14 protein-coding genes and 1 riboswitch are annotated in these 15,275 nt (G+C 50.9%); all 14 genes read left to right on the top strand.

From position 1 onward, the window contains the following. Window positions 1-100 precede the first annotated feature (100 nt). The 14 genes from EXG77_RS13855 to EXG77_RS13790 all read left to right on the top strand — a co-directional run bounded on the left by EXG77_RS13855 (window position 101) and on the right by EXG77_RS13790 (window position 15,227). A complete protein-coding gene (locus EXG77_RS13855) occupies window positions 101-298 on the top strand; it encodes an NETI motif-containing protein (protein WP_023467064.1) in 198 nt (65 codons plus the stop codon). A gap of 209 nt (window positions 299-507) precedes the next feature. After that, window positions 508-609: riboswitch (purine riboswitch) on the top strand. A gap of 89 nt (window positions 610-698) precedes the next feature. Further along, the gene (gene purE / locus EXG77_RS13850) at window positions 699-1,190 is read left to right on the top strand and encodes a 5-(carboxyamino)imidazole ribonucleotide mutase (protein WP_023467065.1); all 492 of its coding nucleotides are present in this window, start codon (window positions 699-701) and stop codon (window positions 1,188-1,190) included. Next, window positions 1,187-2,290: a 5-(carboxyamino)imidazole ribonucleotide synthase gene (gene purK, locus EXG77_RS13845; RefSeq protein ID WP_035398971.1), complete on the top strand. Its 1,104-nt coding sequence runs from the start codon at window positions 1,187-1,189 to the stop codon at window positions 2,288-2,290. Before purE ends, purK begins: the two co-directional genes overlap by 4 nt. Beyond that, window positions 2,287-3,582: an adenylosuccinate lyase gene (purB, locus tag EXG77_RS13840; RefSeq protein ID WP_035398969.1), complete on the top strand. Its 1,296-nt coding sequence runs from the start codon at window positions 2,287-2,289 to the stop codon at window positions 3,580-3,582. Before purK ends, purB begins: the two co-directional genes overlap by 4 nt. 59 nt (window positions 3,583-3,641) lie before the next feature. Beyond that, window positions 3,642-4,349: a phosphoribosylaminoimidazolesuccinocarboxamide synthase gene (gene purC / locus EXG77_RS13835; RefSeq protein WP_023467068.1), complete on the top strand. Its 708-nt coding sequence runs from the start codon at window positions 3,642-3,644 to the stop codon at window positions 4,347-4,349. After that, window positions 4,346-4,594, top strand: a complete 249-nt coding sequence (gene purS, locus EXG77_RS13830; RefSeq protein WP_023467069.1) for a phosphoribosylformylglycinamidine synthase subunit PurS — start codon at window positions 4,346-4,348, stop codon at window positions 4,592-4,594. Before purC ends, purS begins: the two co-directional genes overlap by 4 nt. After that, window positions 4,591-5,274 carry a phosphoribosylformylglycinamidine synthase subunit PurQ gene (gene purQ / locus EXG77_RS13825; RefSeq protein ID WP_023467070.1) on the top strand — a complete coding sequence of 228 codons (684 nt, stop codon included), beginning with the start codon at window positions 4,591-4,593 and terminating at the stop codon, window positions 5,272-5,274. The genes purS and purQ overlap by 4 nt, the downstream gene beginning before the upstream one ends. After that, window positions 5,255-7,474, top strand: coding sequence for a phosphoribosylformylglycinamidine synthase subunit PurL (gene purL / locus EXG77_RS13820; protein WP_035398968.1), 2,220 nt, complete (start codon window positions 5,255-5,257; stop codon window positions 7,472-7,474). Before purQ ends, purL begins: the two co-directional genes overlap by 20 nt. Continuing rightward, on the top strand, window positions 7,450-8,859 hold the full coding sequence (purF, locus tag EXG77_RS13815; protein WP_035398966.1) for an amidophosphoribosyltransferase: 1,410 nt from the start codon (window positions 7,450-7,452) through the stop codon (window positions 8,857-8,859). The genes purL and purF overlap by 25 nt, the downstream gene beginning before the upstream one ends. 16 nt (window positions 8,860-8,875) lie before the next feature. After that, complete coding sequence (gene purM, locus EXG77_RS13810; protein ID WP_035398964.1) at window positions 8,876-9,910, top strand: phosphoribosylformylglycinamidine cyclo-ligase; 1,035 nt, start codon at window positions 8,876-8,878, stop codon at window positions 9,908-9,910. Continuing rightward, on the top strand, window positions 9,907-10,482 hold the full coding sequence (gene purN / locus EXG77_RS13805; RefSeq protein WP_023467073.1) for a phosphoribosylglycinamide formyltransferase: 576 nt from the start codon (window positions 9,907-9,909) through the stop codon (window positions 10,480-10,482). Before purM ends, purN begins: the two co-directional genes overlap by 4 nt. After that, the gene (gene purH, locus EXG77_RS13800) at window positions 10,479-11,999 is read left to right on the top strand and encodes a bifunctional phosphoribosylaminoimidazolecarboxamide formyltransferase/IMP cyclohydrolase (RefSeq protein WP_035398962.1); all 1,521 of its coding nucleotides are present in this window, start codon (window positions 10,479-10,481) and stop codon (window positions 11,997-11,999) included. The genes purN and purH overlap by 4 nt, the downstream gene beginning before the upstream one ends. Window positions 12,000-12,014: 15 nt before the next feature. Then, entirely contained in the window at window positions 12,015-13,277 is a 1,263-nt protein-coding gene (gene purD / locus EXG77_RS13795; protein WP_035398961.1) for a phosphoribosylamine--glycine ligase, read from the top strand. 210 nt (window positions 13,278-13,487) lie between these two features. Beyond that, window positions 13,488-15,227: an adenine deaminase C-terminal domain-containing protein gene (locus tag EXG77_RS13790; RefSeq protein WP_023467077.1), complete on the top strand. Its 1,740-nt coding sequence runs from the start codon at window positions 13,488-13,490 to the stop codon at window positions 15,225-15,227. Window positions 15,228-15,275 lie beyond the last annotated feature (48 nt).

The following is a 15,275-nucleotide window of genomic DNA, read 5'->3' as shown; positions in this document are numbered from 1 at the left end:
CAAACGGTGGTTCTGGAGCATACGCTCAAGGGCCGCCGCTTTTTTGTGTCTTTTTGTAGAAAGACATGTATTCATTTTAATGAAGGGACTGAACAGGGATATGGCGAAAAAAACGAAACTACGCGTAGCCGTCGAAGAGAACGAGACGATTGGTGCCTGTTTGGATCGTATCGATGCCATGGGATACCGCCCGACGGTCCGACGAGAAGAACCGATCTTTGGATTAGACGCTAATGGCGAACCGTATCCAATTCGTCAGCAAATCGTCTTCGATTGCAAAGTGAAAGAGAACGAATAACTGCCTAGAGCATCCTCCGAATCATGTGGAGGGTGCTTTTTTTAGTGCTTGATTCCATGTGATGCCTTTCAAGAAAATAAACTCCGAATGGACACTAGATGAAATCAGAAAAACTACTTTTAAAACCGAACGATAAATTTTCAGACAATTAAATTGTTCGCCTTTGGTTGACGCCTTGGGATGGACTTGTTAAGATGAAGTCGTGACAGGATGATTGAATATAAACACCTCGTATAATAGCAGGGATATGGCTTGCAAGTTTCTACCCAACGACCCTAAATCGTTGGACTATGGGGTATATGGATGTTCGTCGATATTTCTTTGGCGTACCTTTTTATACCCTAAGCCACCCTTTTAGCCGTGGTTTGGGCTTTTTTTATGCACAAAGGAGGAAACAGCGATGGGAAATGTAGAAGTCGGCGTCATCATGGGAAGTCAATCGGATTGGGAAACGATGAAACATACATGTGATGTGTTGGAGCAACTTGAGATTCCATACGAAAAGAAAGTCGTTTCCGCACACCGGACACCGGATCTAATGTTTCGTTATGCTGAATCAGCACGTGAACGAGGACTGAAGGTCATCATTGCCGGTGCAGGCGGTGCTGCTCATCTACCGGGCATGGTCGCTGCTAAAACGACATTACCCGTCATCGGTGTTCCTGTGAAGAGTAGAGCGCTCCAAGGAATTGATTCCTTGCTCTCGATCGTTCAAATGCCAGGTGGCGTACCGGTCGCAACGGTTGCCATCGGAGAAGCAGGCGCAAAAAACGGCGGATTGCTAGCTGCTCAAATTCTCTCGATTCAAGATGAACGACTTGCCCGCAAGCTCGATCATATGCGAGTCGAACTAGAAGGAGACGTCATTGCATCTGGAGGGAACCTGCTATGAAACGAATCGGGATATTAGGCGGCGGTCAACTTGGTCGAATGATGGCTCTGTCGGCGCGTGAGATGGGCTTTGAGATTTTGACACTCGACCCAACAGACAACGCACCATGTGCGCAAGTGGCGGATCAACATATCCAAGCTCCCTTCACGGATGTCGAGGCAGCCAAACAGCTCGCAGCTGAATCAGATGTCGTCACCTACGAATTTGAGAACATCTCAACGGAAGTCGCTGAAGCAATCGGGACGAAACTGATTCATGGAACGGATCTCCTTTTTCAAACGCAACATCGGGTACGGGAAAAAGAGATGATTGAACGCATTGGACACTCTGTCGCTCCGTACTATCCGGTGACGCATCCTTCTGACTTAGAGGAAGCAAAACAGCGACTCGGGTTACCGTTCGTCTTGAAGACAGCACGATTCGGCTATGACGGAAAAGGACAGACCGTCATCCAGACGGAAGAACAGTTCCAAGCGGCAATCGAACGATTCGAACCGACAGAGTATGTTGCGGAGCAGTGGTTACCGTTTGATCAGGAAATTTCCGTCATCGTCACTCGAAGCGCAACAGAAACACGTGTCTTCCCAGTCAGTGAGAACATTCACCAAGAGAACATTTTGCATCTATCGATTGTACCGGCACGCATTTCTGAATCGCTCGAACAAGAAGCAATTGCGCTCGCTGAATCGATCGCGGATGCCGTCGGGCTGATCGGTACACTGGCCATCGAGTTGTTTGTCGTTGGTTCTCGACTAATCGTCAATGAACTAGCACCCCGACCACACAATTCGGGTCACTATTCGATTGATGCTTGCGAAACATCCCAATTCGAGCAACATATCCGTGCCATCAGTGGTCTCCCACTCGGTGATACCCGTCTGACGACACCGGTCGTCATGGCGAACATCCTGGGTCAGCATGTCACAGCATTATACGAGGAACTACCGAGACTAAACGCTCGGACGAAAGTTCACTTATATGGAAAAGCAGAAGCCAAGACAGGACGCAAGATGGGCCATTTGAACATTCTTGCGGATACCGTCGACGATGCTTTGGCAGAAGTCGAACGCCTGTCGATATGGAAGGAGACAGTTCAATGATCGAACGGTATACACGTCCTGAGATGAAAGCGATCTGGACCGAACAAAACAAATTCGAGGCTTGGTTAAAAGTCGAGATCCTTGCGTGTGAAGCATGGAGTGAACTAGGGGTCATCCCGAAAGAGGACGTCCAGTTGCTTTGGGACAATGCCTCATTTGATGTCAACCGCATCCTTGAAATCGAGCAAGAGACACGTCATGATGTCATCGCTTTTACGCGCGCTGTCTCTGAAACACTTGGAGAAGAACGCAAGTGGGTCCATTACGGACTCACGTCAACGGACGTCGTCGATACAGCACTCTCGTATCTGTTGAAGCAAGCAAACGACATTCTTGCTGCAGATCTCGATCGGTTCATCGACATCTTAAAAGTCAAAGCGAACGAACATAAATATACGGTCATGATGGGACGCACACATGGCGTACATGCAGAACCGACGACGTTCGGTCTGAAACTAGCGCTTTGGTATGAAGAGATGAAACGAAACAAAGTCCGTTTCGAAGCAGCACGTGAGACGGTCGAATATGGCAAGATGTCAGGTGCCGTCGGAACATTCGCGAACATCGATCCGTTCATTGAAAAGTATGTCTGCGAAAAGTTAGGGACAAAGCCTGCTCCGGTCTCCACGCAAACGTTACAACGTGATCGTCATGCACACTACATGTCGACACTGGCTTTGATCGCGACATCGATCGAAAAGATGGCAACGGAAATCCGAGGTCTGCAAAAAACGGAAACACGTGAAGTCGAAGAATTCTTCGCTAAAGGTCAAAAAGGATCATCGGCGATGCCGCACAAGCGAAATCCGATCGGTTCAGAGAACATGACAGGTCTTGCTCGAGTCATCCGTGGACACATGGTGACGGCATACGAGAACGTTTCACTCTGGCACGAACGTGACATCTCGCATTCTTCGGCCGAACGCATCATTCTTCCGGATGCGACAGGACTACTCAACTATATGTTGAACCGTTTCGGAAACATCGTGAAGAACTTGACGGTCTTCCCGGACAACATGAAGCGGAACATGGACCGGACGTTTGGTGTCATCTTCTCTGGACATGTCTTACTCGCTTTAATCGAAAAAGGCTGGTCGCGTGAAGCAGCGTATGATTTCGTTCAACCGCGTGCGATGCAGGCGTGGGAAGAACAAATCATGTTCCGTGACTTATTGTGGCAAGAACAGGACATTCAACAGCTTTTCACAGAAGAAGAGCTCGATGCGTGTTTCGATCCGACGTATCATACGAGTCGTGTCGATGAAATCTTTGAACGGTGTGGCTTGAACTAATCAACCTGAGACGGGGCACTTGCCCCGTCTACATCTTAGGATCATGGGGGACGAAAGCGATGCAACCACTTTATGAAGGAAAAGCAAAACGATTGTACACGACGCAGGAGCAGGATGTGCTCCGGATCGTCTATAAAGACGAGGCCACGGCATTCAACGGCGAGAAAAAAGAAGTCTTTGCTGGAAAAGGCGAATTGAACAACCGGTTGACGAGTCATTTCTTTGAAATCCTCGAACAAGCGGGCATTCCGACACATTTCATTGAACGTGTCTCGGAGCGCGAACAGCTCGTACGTCGTGTCACCATCATTCCACTCGAAGTCGTCGTCAGAAACGTCGTCGCGGGAAGCTTGAGTAAACGGCTCGGTATCGAAGAAGGTACGGTACTCGAAACACCAATCGTTGAGTTCTACTATAAAGATGATACGTTAGGCGATCCACTTGTCACCTCATCACACATCAATTTACTGAAGATTGCGACTTCTGAAGAGTTGAAACAGTTGTCGGACAAGGCACTTCGCGTGAATGAAGTCTTGCAACCTTACTTCCGTCAAAACGGAATCACGTTGATTGATTTTAAACTGGAATACGGAAAGATGGCAGACGGAACGATTCTACTAGCTGATGAGATTTCACCAGATACATGCCGTTTGTGGGATCAAGCAACTGGAGAACATCTCGATAAAGATGTCTTCCGCCGCAACATCGGTTCACTGACAGAGACCTACCAAACACTATTCAATCGCCTAGGAGGAAACACACAATGAAAAAAGTCATCGTATCGATCGCATTACGGGAAAGCATTTTAGATCCACAAGGAGTTGCTGTAAAAGGCGGATTGCAACAGCTTGGTTTTACGGGTGTCGAGAGTGTCCGAATCGGAAAACAGATTGAACTGCTCGTTGAAACGGAAACGACAGAAGCGATGATTCATGAGATGTGTCAAAAACTACTCGTCAACACGGTGATGGAAGATTACCAGATTACGATCGAAGAGGTGACGCCAGCATGAAGTTCGCGGTCATCGTCTTTCCGGGATCGAACTGTGATTTAGATATGTACCATGCGGTCAAGGATGCTCTCGGAGAAGAAGCTGAATACGTCTTCCATACCGAAACATCACTTGAAGGCTACGACGGCGTCCTGTTACCGGGCGGATTCTCCTACGGAGATTACCTTCGTTGCGGCGCGATCGCGCGCTTCTCACCGATCATGGAAGAAGTCAAACGTTTTGCGGCAGAAGGGAAAACGGTCCTCGGGGTATGTAACGGATTCCAGATCCTTGTCGAAGCGGGACTCTTACCAGGTGTCTTGCACCGAAACAACGGCTTGAAGTTCATGTGCCGGACGGTTGAACTAAAGGTTGAGAATACAAAGACACGTTTTACATCGGATTACCTGCCAGGCGAGACGATCTCGATTCCGATCGCGCATGGTGAAGGAAACTACCACTGCGACGATGCGACTTACGCGATGCTGCAAACGAACGGACAAATCGCCTTCACATATGTCGACAATCCGAACGGCTCGCGCGGCGATATCGCCGGAATCACGAACAAAGCCGGCAACGTTCTTGGGATGATGCCACACCCGGAACGAGCGGTCGAACTCTTGACCGGCGGAACAGATGGACTAAAACTCTTTACTTCACTCGTCAAACAGGGGGCACACCATGCTAAAACAACAGTCTGAACCAACACCAGAATTGATTCAAGAGCAACGCGTCTATGCCACGATGGGCTTGAGTGATACAGAATACCAGATGGTCGTCGATTTACTCGGACGCCAACCGAACTATACGGAAACAGGATTGTTCTCAGTCATGTGGTCCGAGCATTGTTCATACAAGACATCTAAACCTGTCCTCCGTCAATTCCCGACGACTGGACCACGTGTCTTACAAGGACCAGGGGAAGGTGCAGGTGTCGTTGATATCGGCGATGAGCAGGCAGTCGTCTTTAAGATCGAAAGCCACAACCATCCATCCGCTGTTGAACCGTATCAAGGGGCTGCGACAGGCGTCGGCGGAATCATTCGTGACATCTTCTCGATGGGCGCACGACCGGTCGCACTCATGAACTCGCTCCGTTTCGGTCATCTCGGTACACCACGTGTCAATCAATTGTTCGAACAAGTCGTCGCCGGAATCGCCGGTTACGGCAACTGTGTCGGTATTCCAACGATCGGTGGCGAAATCGGATTTGATCGCTCGTATGAAGGCAATCCACTCGTCAACGCGATGTGTATCGGTTTAATCAACCATGCCGATATTCAAAAAGGTCAGGCAAAAGGTGTCGGCAACTCGGTCATGTACGTCGGTGCAGCTACTGGACGCGACGGGATCCATGGTGCGACGTTTGCCTCGGAGGATCTCGGAGAGGATACGGAAGCAAAACGTCCGGCTGTTCAAGTCGGCGATCCATTCATGGAGAAGCTATTGATTGAAGCGTGTCTTGAAATCGTCGGGCATCCGGCACTCGTCGGGATGCAGGACATGGGTGCTGCCGGACTGACATCGTCTTCAGCAGAGATGGCTTCAAAAGCCGGTATGGGCATCGAGATGCACCTCGATGACGTCCCGCAACGAGAGACAGGGATGACTGCCTACGAAATGATGCTCTCGGAATCACAAGAGCGGATGTTACTCGTCGTCAAGCGTGGTCGCGAAGCAGAGATCGAAGCAATCGTCAGCAAATGGGGACTCCATGCCGTTCACGTCGGAGAAGTCATTGAAGAGAAAGTCTTACGGTTGATTCATCATGGAGATATCGTCGCAGAAGTTCCGGTTGATGCGTTAGCAGAAGAAGCACCAGTCTACGAAAAACCATCCCGCGTTCCTGCGTATTATGAAGCATTCCAAGCGATGGAAGAGACGCTTCCAGTCGTCGAAGATGTCGTTGAGACATGGCGGGCGTTACTCCGTCAGCCGACGATCGCTTCAAAACGCTGGGTCTACGATCAGTACGATCATATGGTCCAGACATCGACCGTCGTCGCACCAGGATCAGACGCAGCCGTCATTCGTGTCCGCGGCACGAACAAAGCGCTCGCGATGACGACCGACTGTAACAGCCGTTTCGTCTACTTGGATCCATACGTCGGTGGACAGATTGCGGTAGCAGAAGCAGCACGTAATATCGTCGCGAGTGGGGCGACACCACTCGCCATCACGGATTGTCTGAACTTCGGAAATCCGGATAAACCAGAAGGCTTCTGGCAGTTGCAACAAGCAACAGCCGGTATGGCAGAAGCATGTCGTGTCCTTGAGACACCTGTCATCGGTGGAAACGTCTCACTCTACAACGAGTCAGCCGGTCAAGCGGTTCACCCGACACCGGTCGTCGGAATGGTTGGATTACACGAGCAAACCGAATGGATCACGACACAACACGTCAAACAAGCTGGTGACCAGATTTATCTATTAGGAGAAACAACAGCCGAGTTTGGCGGCAGTGAACTTCAATATATGCAATTCGGTAAATCATTCGGTCGCGCACCACAGATCGATTTAGCCGTCGAACACGCACGCTTACAATTGTTACAGCAGGCAGTACAAGCAGGTGAAGTCAATGCGATGCATGATGTATCAGAAGGTGGTCTTGCCATCGCTCTCGCTGAGATGACGTTTGGGACGAACCTCGGGTTGACGGTTCAGTTCGACGGACCGACCTTACACCTGTTCAGCGAATCGCAATCACGCTTCATCGTTACGGTGCCACAAGCGCACGTCACAGCATTCGAACAACGGACTGGTGCTCAAGCGATCGGTGTCGTTACGAACGATGAGCTTCTCGTCATCGAAACGGCAGAGACACGGATCGAAGCAGACCGTTCGACCTTACAGGGAGACTGGGAAGGAGCAATCGCGTGTTATATGACATCAAAGGACTAAATGAGGAGTGTGGCGTCTTCGGGATCTTCGGACAACCGAATGCGGCGCAACTTGCTTATTACGGCTTGCATAGCTTGCAACACCGGGGACAAGAAGGGGCAGGCATCGTCACGAGTGACGGTGACGACCTCTTCCCACATCGCGGGCAAGGACTCGTAACGGAAGTCTTTTCGGAAGAGACACTGACGAATCTGAAAGGACATCATGCAATCGGACATGTCCGGTATTCGACAGCAGGAGGAAACACGCTTGAGAACACTCAACCGCTGCATTTCAAATCGCGGACGGGAGATCTTGCTCTCGCACATAACGGAAACCTCGTCAACGCGGATTCACTGAAGCACCTGTTAGAAGCAGAGGGTGCCATCTTTCAGACGACGAGTGATACGGAAGTCGTCGCCCATCTTGTCAAACGCAGTAAGCTCGACACACTCGAAGACCGGATTGCCGACAGTCTCGCGCGTCTCGTTGGGGCGTTCGCCTTCCTTTTCTTAACGGAAGACACGTTATTCGTAGCAGTTGATCCACACGGACTGCGTCCACTGTCACTTGGGAAGACACCAGACGGCGGCATCGTATTCGCGTCAGAAACATGTGCCTTTGATATCGTCGGCGCGGAGTTCATTCGTGATATCGAGCCAGGGGAGCTCGTAACGATCACAGAACACGGCATGTCGTCTCGTCAATACATGGAACCACGTGAACGAGCAATGTGTTCGATGGAATACATCTACTTCTCGCGCCCAGATTCAATCATTGATGGCGTCAACGTCCATACGGCTCGCAAAGCACTCGGGAAAAAGATGTATGAAGAAGCACCGGTCGAAGCAGATGTCGTTACCGGGGTGCCGGATTCAAGTATCTCGGCAGCGATCGGCTACGCGGAAGCGAGCGGTATTCCATATGAAATGGGATTGATCAAGAACCGGTATGTCGGACGGACGTTCATCCAGCCGTCACAAGAGTTACGGGAACGTGGGGTCAAAATGAAGTTGTCCGCGCTACGCGGCGTCGTACAAGGAAAGCGTGTCATCATGGTCGATGATTCAATCGTCCGGGGAACGACGAGTCGTCGCATCGTCGGTTTGTTACGTGAAGCGGGTGCGACGGAAGTGCACGTCCGCATCACGGCACCACCGATTACGAATCCATGTTATTACGGGATTGATACTTCATCGAAGGAAGAACTGATCTCTGCTCGGTTGATGCCGGAAGAAATCCGTCAGGAAATCGGTGCGGATTCCCTTGAATTCTTAACTGTACCGGGCATGGTCGATGCGATCGATCGCCCGTTCGATGGACCGTTAAAAGGACAATGTACCGCTTGCTTCACAGGAGAGTATCCGACACCGCTCGGTTCGCTCGAGTTAGAAGCTAAACTTTGATAGATGGGGGAAGAACATGAGCAAACATTACGAAGCAGCAGGTGTGAGTCTGACAGCAGGATATGAGTCAGTCACCCGAATGAAAAAACACGTCGCCCGTTCGATGCGCAAAGAAGTATTGACGGGACTCGGTAGCTTTGGTGCGATGTTCGACCTCAGCCAATTGCAGTTGAAAGAACCGATCCTTGTCAGTGGGACAGATGGTGTCGGTACGAAACTCAAGCTCGCTTTCGCACTGGAACAACACGATACGATCGGGATCGACTGTGTCGCGATGTGTGTGAACGATATCATCGTCCAAGGCGCGGAACCACTTTATTTCCTTGATTATATCGCGCTCGGTCAGGCGATTCCGGCGAAGATCGAACGGATCGTCGCAGGTGTCGCAGAAGGTTGCGTCCAGGCGGGATGTACGTTAATCGGCGGCGAAACAGCGGAAATGCCAGGGATGTATGCGGACGGCGAATATGATATCGCCGGGTTCGCCGTCGGTGCCGTCGAGAAACAAAAATTAATCACAGGTGATAACGTCGCAGCAGGAGATGTCATTCTCGGTCTCGCTTCGTCTGGCGTCCATTCGAACGGGTTCTCACTCGTCCGTAAAATCGTCGCCGACAGTGGACTCCGCTACGAAGATGAAGTCATGATGCTCGGTCATACGCTCGGAAATGCGCTCCTCATGCCAACACGTATCTACGTCGAAGCAGTCAAAGCAGCCCTTGAGACGGAAAAGATCCAAGCGATGGTCCATATTACGGGTGGTGGATTCTACGAGAACGTACCACGCGTCTTACCGGAAGGGCTCGGCGCATCGTTCGATCCGAAAAAGTGGCCGACGTTACCAGTCTTCGACTGGCTCGAGCAAGCGGGTGACCTGCCACGACATGACATGTACAATGTCTTCAACATGGGGATTGGTTTCATGTTGATCGTCAAACCAGAAGATGTCGCGGAAGTAACAGCACGCCTCGCTCGTGAAAATGAGACGGCGTACGTGATTGGTCACGTGACCGATCAAGAAGGTGTTCGAATTCAAGGAGTCGACGCATGAAGATCGCCTGTTTTGCATCGGGAAGCGGTAGTAATGTCGAAGCACTTTTTGAAGCAATCGAGGCAGGAACGTTACATGCCTCGATTGAACTGATCGTCTGCGATCAACCGGACGCAGCAGTCATTGAACGGGCGAAACGACGCGGATGTGACGTCTTCGTCTTTCGGGCGAAGGACTATCCGGATAAACCGAGTTTTGAGCGGGAAATCATTGCCCGTCTTGAAGCAAAAGGCGTTGAACGGATCATTCTCGCCGGCTATATGCGATTGATTGGGGAAGAGTTGCTCGGACGATACGCAGGGCGGATCGTCAACATCCACCCGTCGCTACTGCCGGCCTTCCCGGGAAAAGATGCGATCGGACAAGCATTTCGTGGCGGAGTTAAAATCACAGGTGTTACAATTCATATAGTCGATGAAGGCATGGACACAGGACCGATCATGGCCCAAGAAGCCGTCCGGATTACAGAAGAGATGACGCGTGAAACATTGCAACAAGCGATTCAGCGTGTCGAACATAGACTGTATCCGCAAGTCATCGAAGAGTGGATGAAAGAGGAGGCAAACGTATGAGAGCGTTAATTAGTGTGTCGGATAAAACAGGAATCGTCGAATTAGGACGAGCGTTCCATGAAGCAGGGATCGAGCTCGTCTCGACAGGCGGAACACATCAAGCATTAGAGGAAGCTGGGCTTCCGGTCATTGGTATCAGTGAAGTCACACAATTCCCAGAAATGCTCGATGGGCGTGTCAAGACGCTCCATCCAATGGTTCATGGTGGATTACTCGGTCGTCGTGATCTTGAATCCCATCGTGAGCAGATGGCTGCGCAACAGATTCAACCGATTGATTTCGTCGTCGTCAATCTGTATCCGTTCAAGCAGACGGTCCTACAAGAAGACGTCGCCTATGCCGATGCGATCGAGAACATCGATATCGGTGGGCCAAGCATGTTGCGTTCAGCAGCGAAAAACCACGCGGCTGTCACGGTCGTCGTCGACCCAGCTGATTACGAAACGGTCGTTGCTGAGATTCGTGAAGGCGGTACGACGTTTGAGACACGTCAACGTCTTGCGGCGAAAGCCTTCCGGCATACAGCGGCGTACGATGCGTTGATTGCGGATTATTTCTTGACGCAAACAGGCGAGAAGTTCCCCGATCAGTTGACGATCACGCTTGAGAAAGTCCAAGACCTTCGATACGGAGAAAATCCACATCAAGAAGCAGCCTTTTATAAAACACCGATTTACCGTGGGGCTTCCCTCGCTTCAGCGAAACAGTTGCACGGTAAAGAGTTGTCGTATAACAACATCCAAGATGCCAACGCCGCACTCGAAATCCTTGATGAGTTCCGCGAAGCAGCAGCCGTCGTCGTCAAACACATGAACCCGTGTGGAGTTGCCGTCGGTCCAACGATTGGAGAGGCATTCCGCCGCGCACATGCAGCAGATCCAGTATCAATCTTCGGTGGCATCGTCGCCTTGAACCGTGAAGTTGACCTAGAGACAGCAGAACAATTAAGCGGCATCTTCCTTGAGATCATCATCGCACCATCCTTCACGGAAGAAGCATTCGCCTTGTTGTCAGCGAAAAAGAACATCCGTCTGCTTGAACTCGACGTCAAACGTGTCCAAGCGATCCGTTATACGGCAGTCGCTGGCGGCATGCTCGTCCAAGACAGTGACGATGAGACGCTCGATGATGCAGCAGCACGTGTCGTGACAGACCGCAAACCGACAGCAGCGGAATGGGAGGACTTGAAACTCGCATGGCGCGCCGTCAAACACGTCAAGTCGAATGCGATCGTTCTCGCGAAAGACGAAGTAACGGTCGGCGTTGGTGCAGGACAGATGAACCGTGTTGGTTCAGCGAACATCGCGATTACGCAAGCCGGAGAAAAAGCAATTGGCGCGTCCCTTGCTTCCGATGCCTTCTTCCCAATGGGCGATACGGTCGAAGCGGCAGCAGCAGCTGGCATTACGGCAATTATCCAACCAGGCGGCTCGATTCGCGACCAAGAGTCAATCGATGCGTGTAACAAACATGGCATTACGATGGTCTTTACGAACGTTCGACATTTCAAACACTAAGCGGAGGCGATTTGAATGAAGGTATTGGTGATTGGTAAAGGAGGGCGTGAACACGCGCTCGTCTGGAAGCTGGCACAGGATGAACGGATCGAGACAGTGTATGCTGCGCCTGGGAATGCCGGGATGACACAAGCCACATGTGTTCCGATCGCCGAAGATGCCATCGATGAACTCGTGACGTTCGCACAAGACGAACAGATCGATTGGACGATCGTCGGACCAGAAGGACCACTCGTTCTCGGAGTCGTTAACGCCTTTCAGGCAGCGGGACTGCAAATCTTCGGACCGACACGGGAAGCGGCGGCGATCGAAGGAAGTAAGCAGTTCGCGAAAGAATTGATGGCGCGTGCCGGTATTCCGACCGCTGCTCACGCTGTCTTTACTTCAGCAGCAGAAGCAGAAGCGTATGTTCGCGAAGCGGGTGCACCGATCGTCATCAAAGCCGACGGACTCGCTGCCGGAAAAGGAGTCACAGTCGCAGAAACTGTGGACCAAGCGCTTGCAGCAATCTACGATACGTTTGCCGGGGAATACGGTCAACAAAGCCGCGTCGTCATCGAAGAATGCCTGATCGGGGAAGAGTGTTCGTTGATGGCATTCGTTCACGAAGAGACGGTCATTCCAATGGTATTGTCGCAAGATCATAAACGGGCGTTTGACGGTGACTTAGGTCCGAACACAGGAGGAATGGGCGCGTATTCGCCGCTACCTCAGTGGGACGAAGCGGCGTTGACGACAGAAGCTGTTGATCGCATCATTCAGCCGCTTGTCGATCAGATGGCAAGCGAAGGGATTCCGTTCACCGGCTTCCTCTATGCCGGTCTGATGCTAACGAAACAAGGACCATTCGTCATCGAGTTCAATGCTCGGTTCGGTGATCCGGAGACAGAAGTCATTCTCCCGCGCTTAGAGACGCCGTTGCTTGATGTCATCATGCCGCTGATGGACGGACAGACACCAGAAGTCGTTTGGACGGATCAAGCAGCTGTCGGTGTCGTCGTCGCAGCAGAAGGATATCCGGAAGCGCCAAAAACGGGACAAGTGATTCCACTTGACCAGATCGGGGATGATCTTCTCGTCTTTCATGCCGGAACGGCAGAACGAAACAATCAACTTGTCTCAGCTGGTGGACGTGTCCTCGTGTGTGTCAGTCGTGCCGAGACAATCGAGCAGGCTGTTGAACAGGTCTATGCAAACTTACCAGACGTGACGGATCAGCCATTCTTTTACCGAACTGATATCTCTCAAAAAGCCTTTCGTGCCTCGCATGAATCATGATATCTGAACCAGACGTGCTCGAAGGAGCCTCGTCTGGTTTTTTGTTTCTTGGCGAAGTGCACGAAAAGATTTGTCTTCCATGGCGAATTTGTGTTATTTTGACCAAATGAATCCGGAACGGGGCAAAACTTCTTGAAACTTACTTAGCAACATTTTAGTATAAGAACTATAAGAAAGCGTTTTCAATAAAACAAAGGAGGTCGAGCTTTCGTGAAAAAAAATTGTGGAAGATCCCCTTGGACGAAATCTGAAGTACGAACACACCAAGCGGTCATCAGCGGAAAGCTTGCACCGACACTTGTCATACAGAATGCCACTTACCTGAATCATGGTGTCAAAGCATGGCGGACGGCGAACATCTGGATTAGTGGCGACCGGATCGTCTATGTCGGTCCAGAGATGCCGGAACAAGCCGATGCGTACCATGATGCGACAGGTCAATATATCGTACCCGGTTACATTGAACCCCATGCCCATCCGTTCCAACTTTACAATCCAGCGAGTCTTGCAAAATTCGCAGCAGAGCGGGGAACATCGACGCTCGTCAACGACAATATGTTGTTATTATTAGAGCCGACGGAGCAAGCGTTTGCTCAAGTTGAGGCGCTAGCAGACTTACCGACCTCGATGTACTGGTGGGCACGACTCGACGCACAAACCGAGCTTGATGCCGACAGTATCTCGATCGATAATCGCCGGATTCAAGCGTGGCTCAAGCATCCACAAGTCATCCAAGCAGGTGAGTTGACGGGATGGCCACGTCTCTCGCAAGGGGACGATGAATTGCTCCATTGGATGCAGGATGCGATCAAACTCGGAAAACCGATCGAAGGTCATTTCCCTGGTGCTTCAGCGAAGACGCTGACGAAGATGGCGCTGTATGGCGTGACGAGCGATCACGAAGCGATGACGGTCGAAGAAGCGATGACACGTCTTGAACTTGGCTATACGACGACAATTCGTTATTCATCGATTCGTCCAGATCTACCGGATATCTTTAAAGGTCTCGTCGAAGCAGGGTTGACGCAGTTCGATAAGGTGCTAGTGACGACAGATGGTTCAACGCCGTCCTTTTATAAGGCAGGCATGATGGATGAGACAATCCGATTGATGCTCGAGGCAGGCATCCCGGTCGAAGAAGCGTACCGGATCGCGTCGTACAATGCAGCGCGTCATTTTAATCTCGATCATCTACTCGGGAGTATCGCACCAGGACGAATCGCGCATCTCAATTTCCTTGAGGCAAAAGATGCACCGACACCTGTCGCCGTACTTGCGCGCGGCACATGGGTCCGTCAAGCCGACATCCCCTGTTACCCGGCAGAAGCGCTTGATGCTGTCTATGCGCTCATGCCACGCTCGGAAGTCCAGGTTTCCTTAACGGAACAGGATTTTTCGTTTAGCATGCCGGTTGGTCTTGAGATGGTCAATTCCGTCATCATGAAGCTCTATCAAGTCGAACACGATACAAGTGTGCCTGTGCTACCGACAGGATGTGATGAATCCTTCCTGATGTTACTCGACCGGGAAGGGAAGTGGCGACTGAATACCGTTCTGAAAAACTTTGCGACACAAGTCGGTGGTCTCGTCAGTTCGTACTCGATTAGCGGTGATATCTTGATGATCGGTAAATCGAAACGAGACATGCAAGTCGCGTTTGATCGAATGAAAGCGTTCGGCGGCGGAATCGTTCTCGTCGAGGACGGAGAAGTCATCGCTGAAGTTCCGTTGACCTTGATGGGGCAGACGTCCGACTTGCCACTCGAAGATTTGATTGTTCAGGAAACCGCTCTACGGGAAGCCTTGTTCGAACGCGGTTATGCGTTTGAAGATCCTGTCTATACGTTGCTATTCCTAGCATCAACTCACTTGCCATATGTGCGGATCACGCCGCAGGGAATATACGAAGTCCTTCGGAAAAAAGTCCTTTTCCCAGCGATTTTGCGATGATGCTTGAATTTTAAAACGTCGCGCTTTAAACTATTAAAGAGCAATTGA

This window comes from Exiguobacterium sp. OS-77 (assembly GCF_000414195.2).
Taxonomy (GTDB): Bacteria; Bacillota; Bacilli; order Exiguobacteriales; family Exiguobacteriaceae; genus Exiguobacterium_A; species Exiguobacterium_A indicum.
This window is presented reverse-complemented; position numbering and strand designations above follow the sequence as displayed.

What these genes read in the sequence shown, in the direction of transcription:
- EXG77_RS13855 (WP_023467064.1), top strand. Translation starts at nt 101, where the DNA reads ATGGCGAAAAAAACGAAACTACGCGTAGCCGTCGAAGAGAACGAGACG.
- purE (WP_023467065.1), top strand. Translation starts at nt 699, where the DNA reads ATGGGAAATGTAGAAGTCGGCGTCATCATGGGAAGTCAATCGGATTGG.
- purK (WP_035398971.1), top strand. Translation starts at nt 1,187, where the DNA reads ATGAAACGAATCGGGATATTAGGCGGCGGTCAACTTGGTCGAATGATG.
- purB (WP_035398969.1), top strand. Translation starts at nt 2,287, where the DNA reads ATGATCGAACGGTATACACGTCCTGAGATGAAAGCGATCTGGACCGAA.
- purC (WP_023467068.1), top strand. Translation starts at nt 3,642, where the DNA reads ATGCAACCACTTTATGAAGGAAAAGCAAAACGATTGTACACGACGCAG.
- purS (WP_023467069.1), top strand. Translation starts at nt 4,346, where the DNA reads ATGAAAAAAGTCATCGTATCGATCGCATTACGGGAAAGCATTTTAGAT.
- purQ (WP_023467070.1), top strand. Translation starts at nt 4,591, where the DNA reads ATGAAGTTCGCGGTCATCGTCTTTCCGGGATCGAACTGTGATTTAGAT.
- purL (WP_035398968.1), top strand. Translation starts at nt 5,255, where the DNA reads ATGCTAAAACAACAGTCTGAACCAACACCAGAATTGATTCAAGAGCAA.
- purM (WP_035398964.1), top strand. Translation starts at nt 8,876, where the DNA reads ATGAGCAAACATTACGAAGCAGCAGGTGTGAGTCTGACAGCAGGATAT.
- purN (WP_023467073.1), top strand. Translation starts at nt 9,907, where the DNA reads ATGAAGATCGCCTGTTTTGCATCGGGAAGCGGTAGTAATGTCGAAGCA.
- purH (WP_035398962.1), top strand. Translation starts at nt 10,479, where the DNA reads ATGAGAGCGTTAATTAGTGTGTCGGATAAAACAGGAATCGTCGAATTA.
- purD (WP_035398961.1), top strand. Translation starts at nt 12,015, where the DNA reads ATGAAGGTATTGGTGATTGGTAAAGGAGGGCGTGAACACGCGCTCGTC.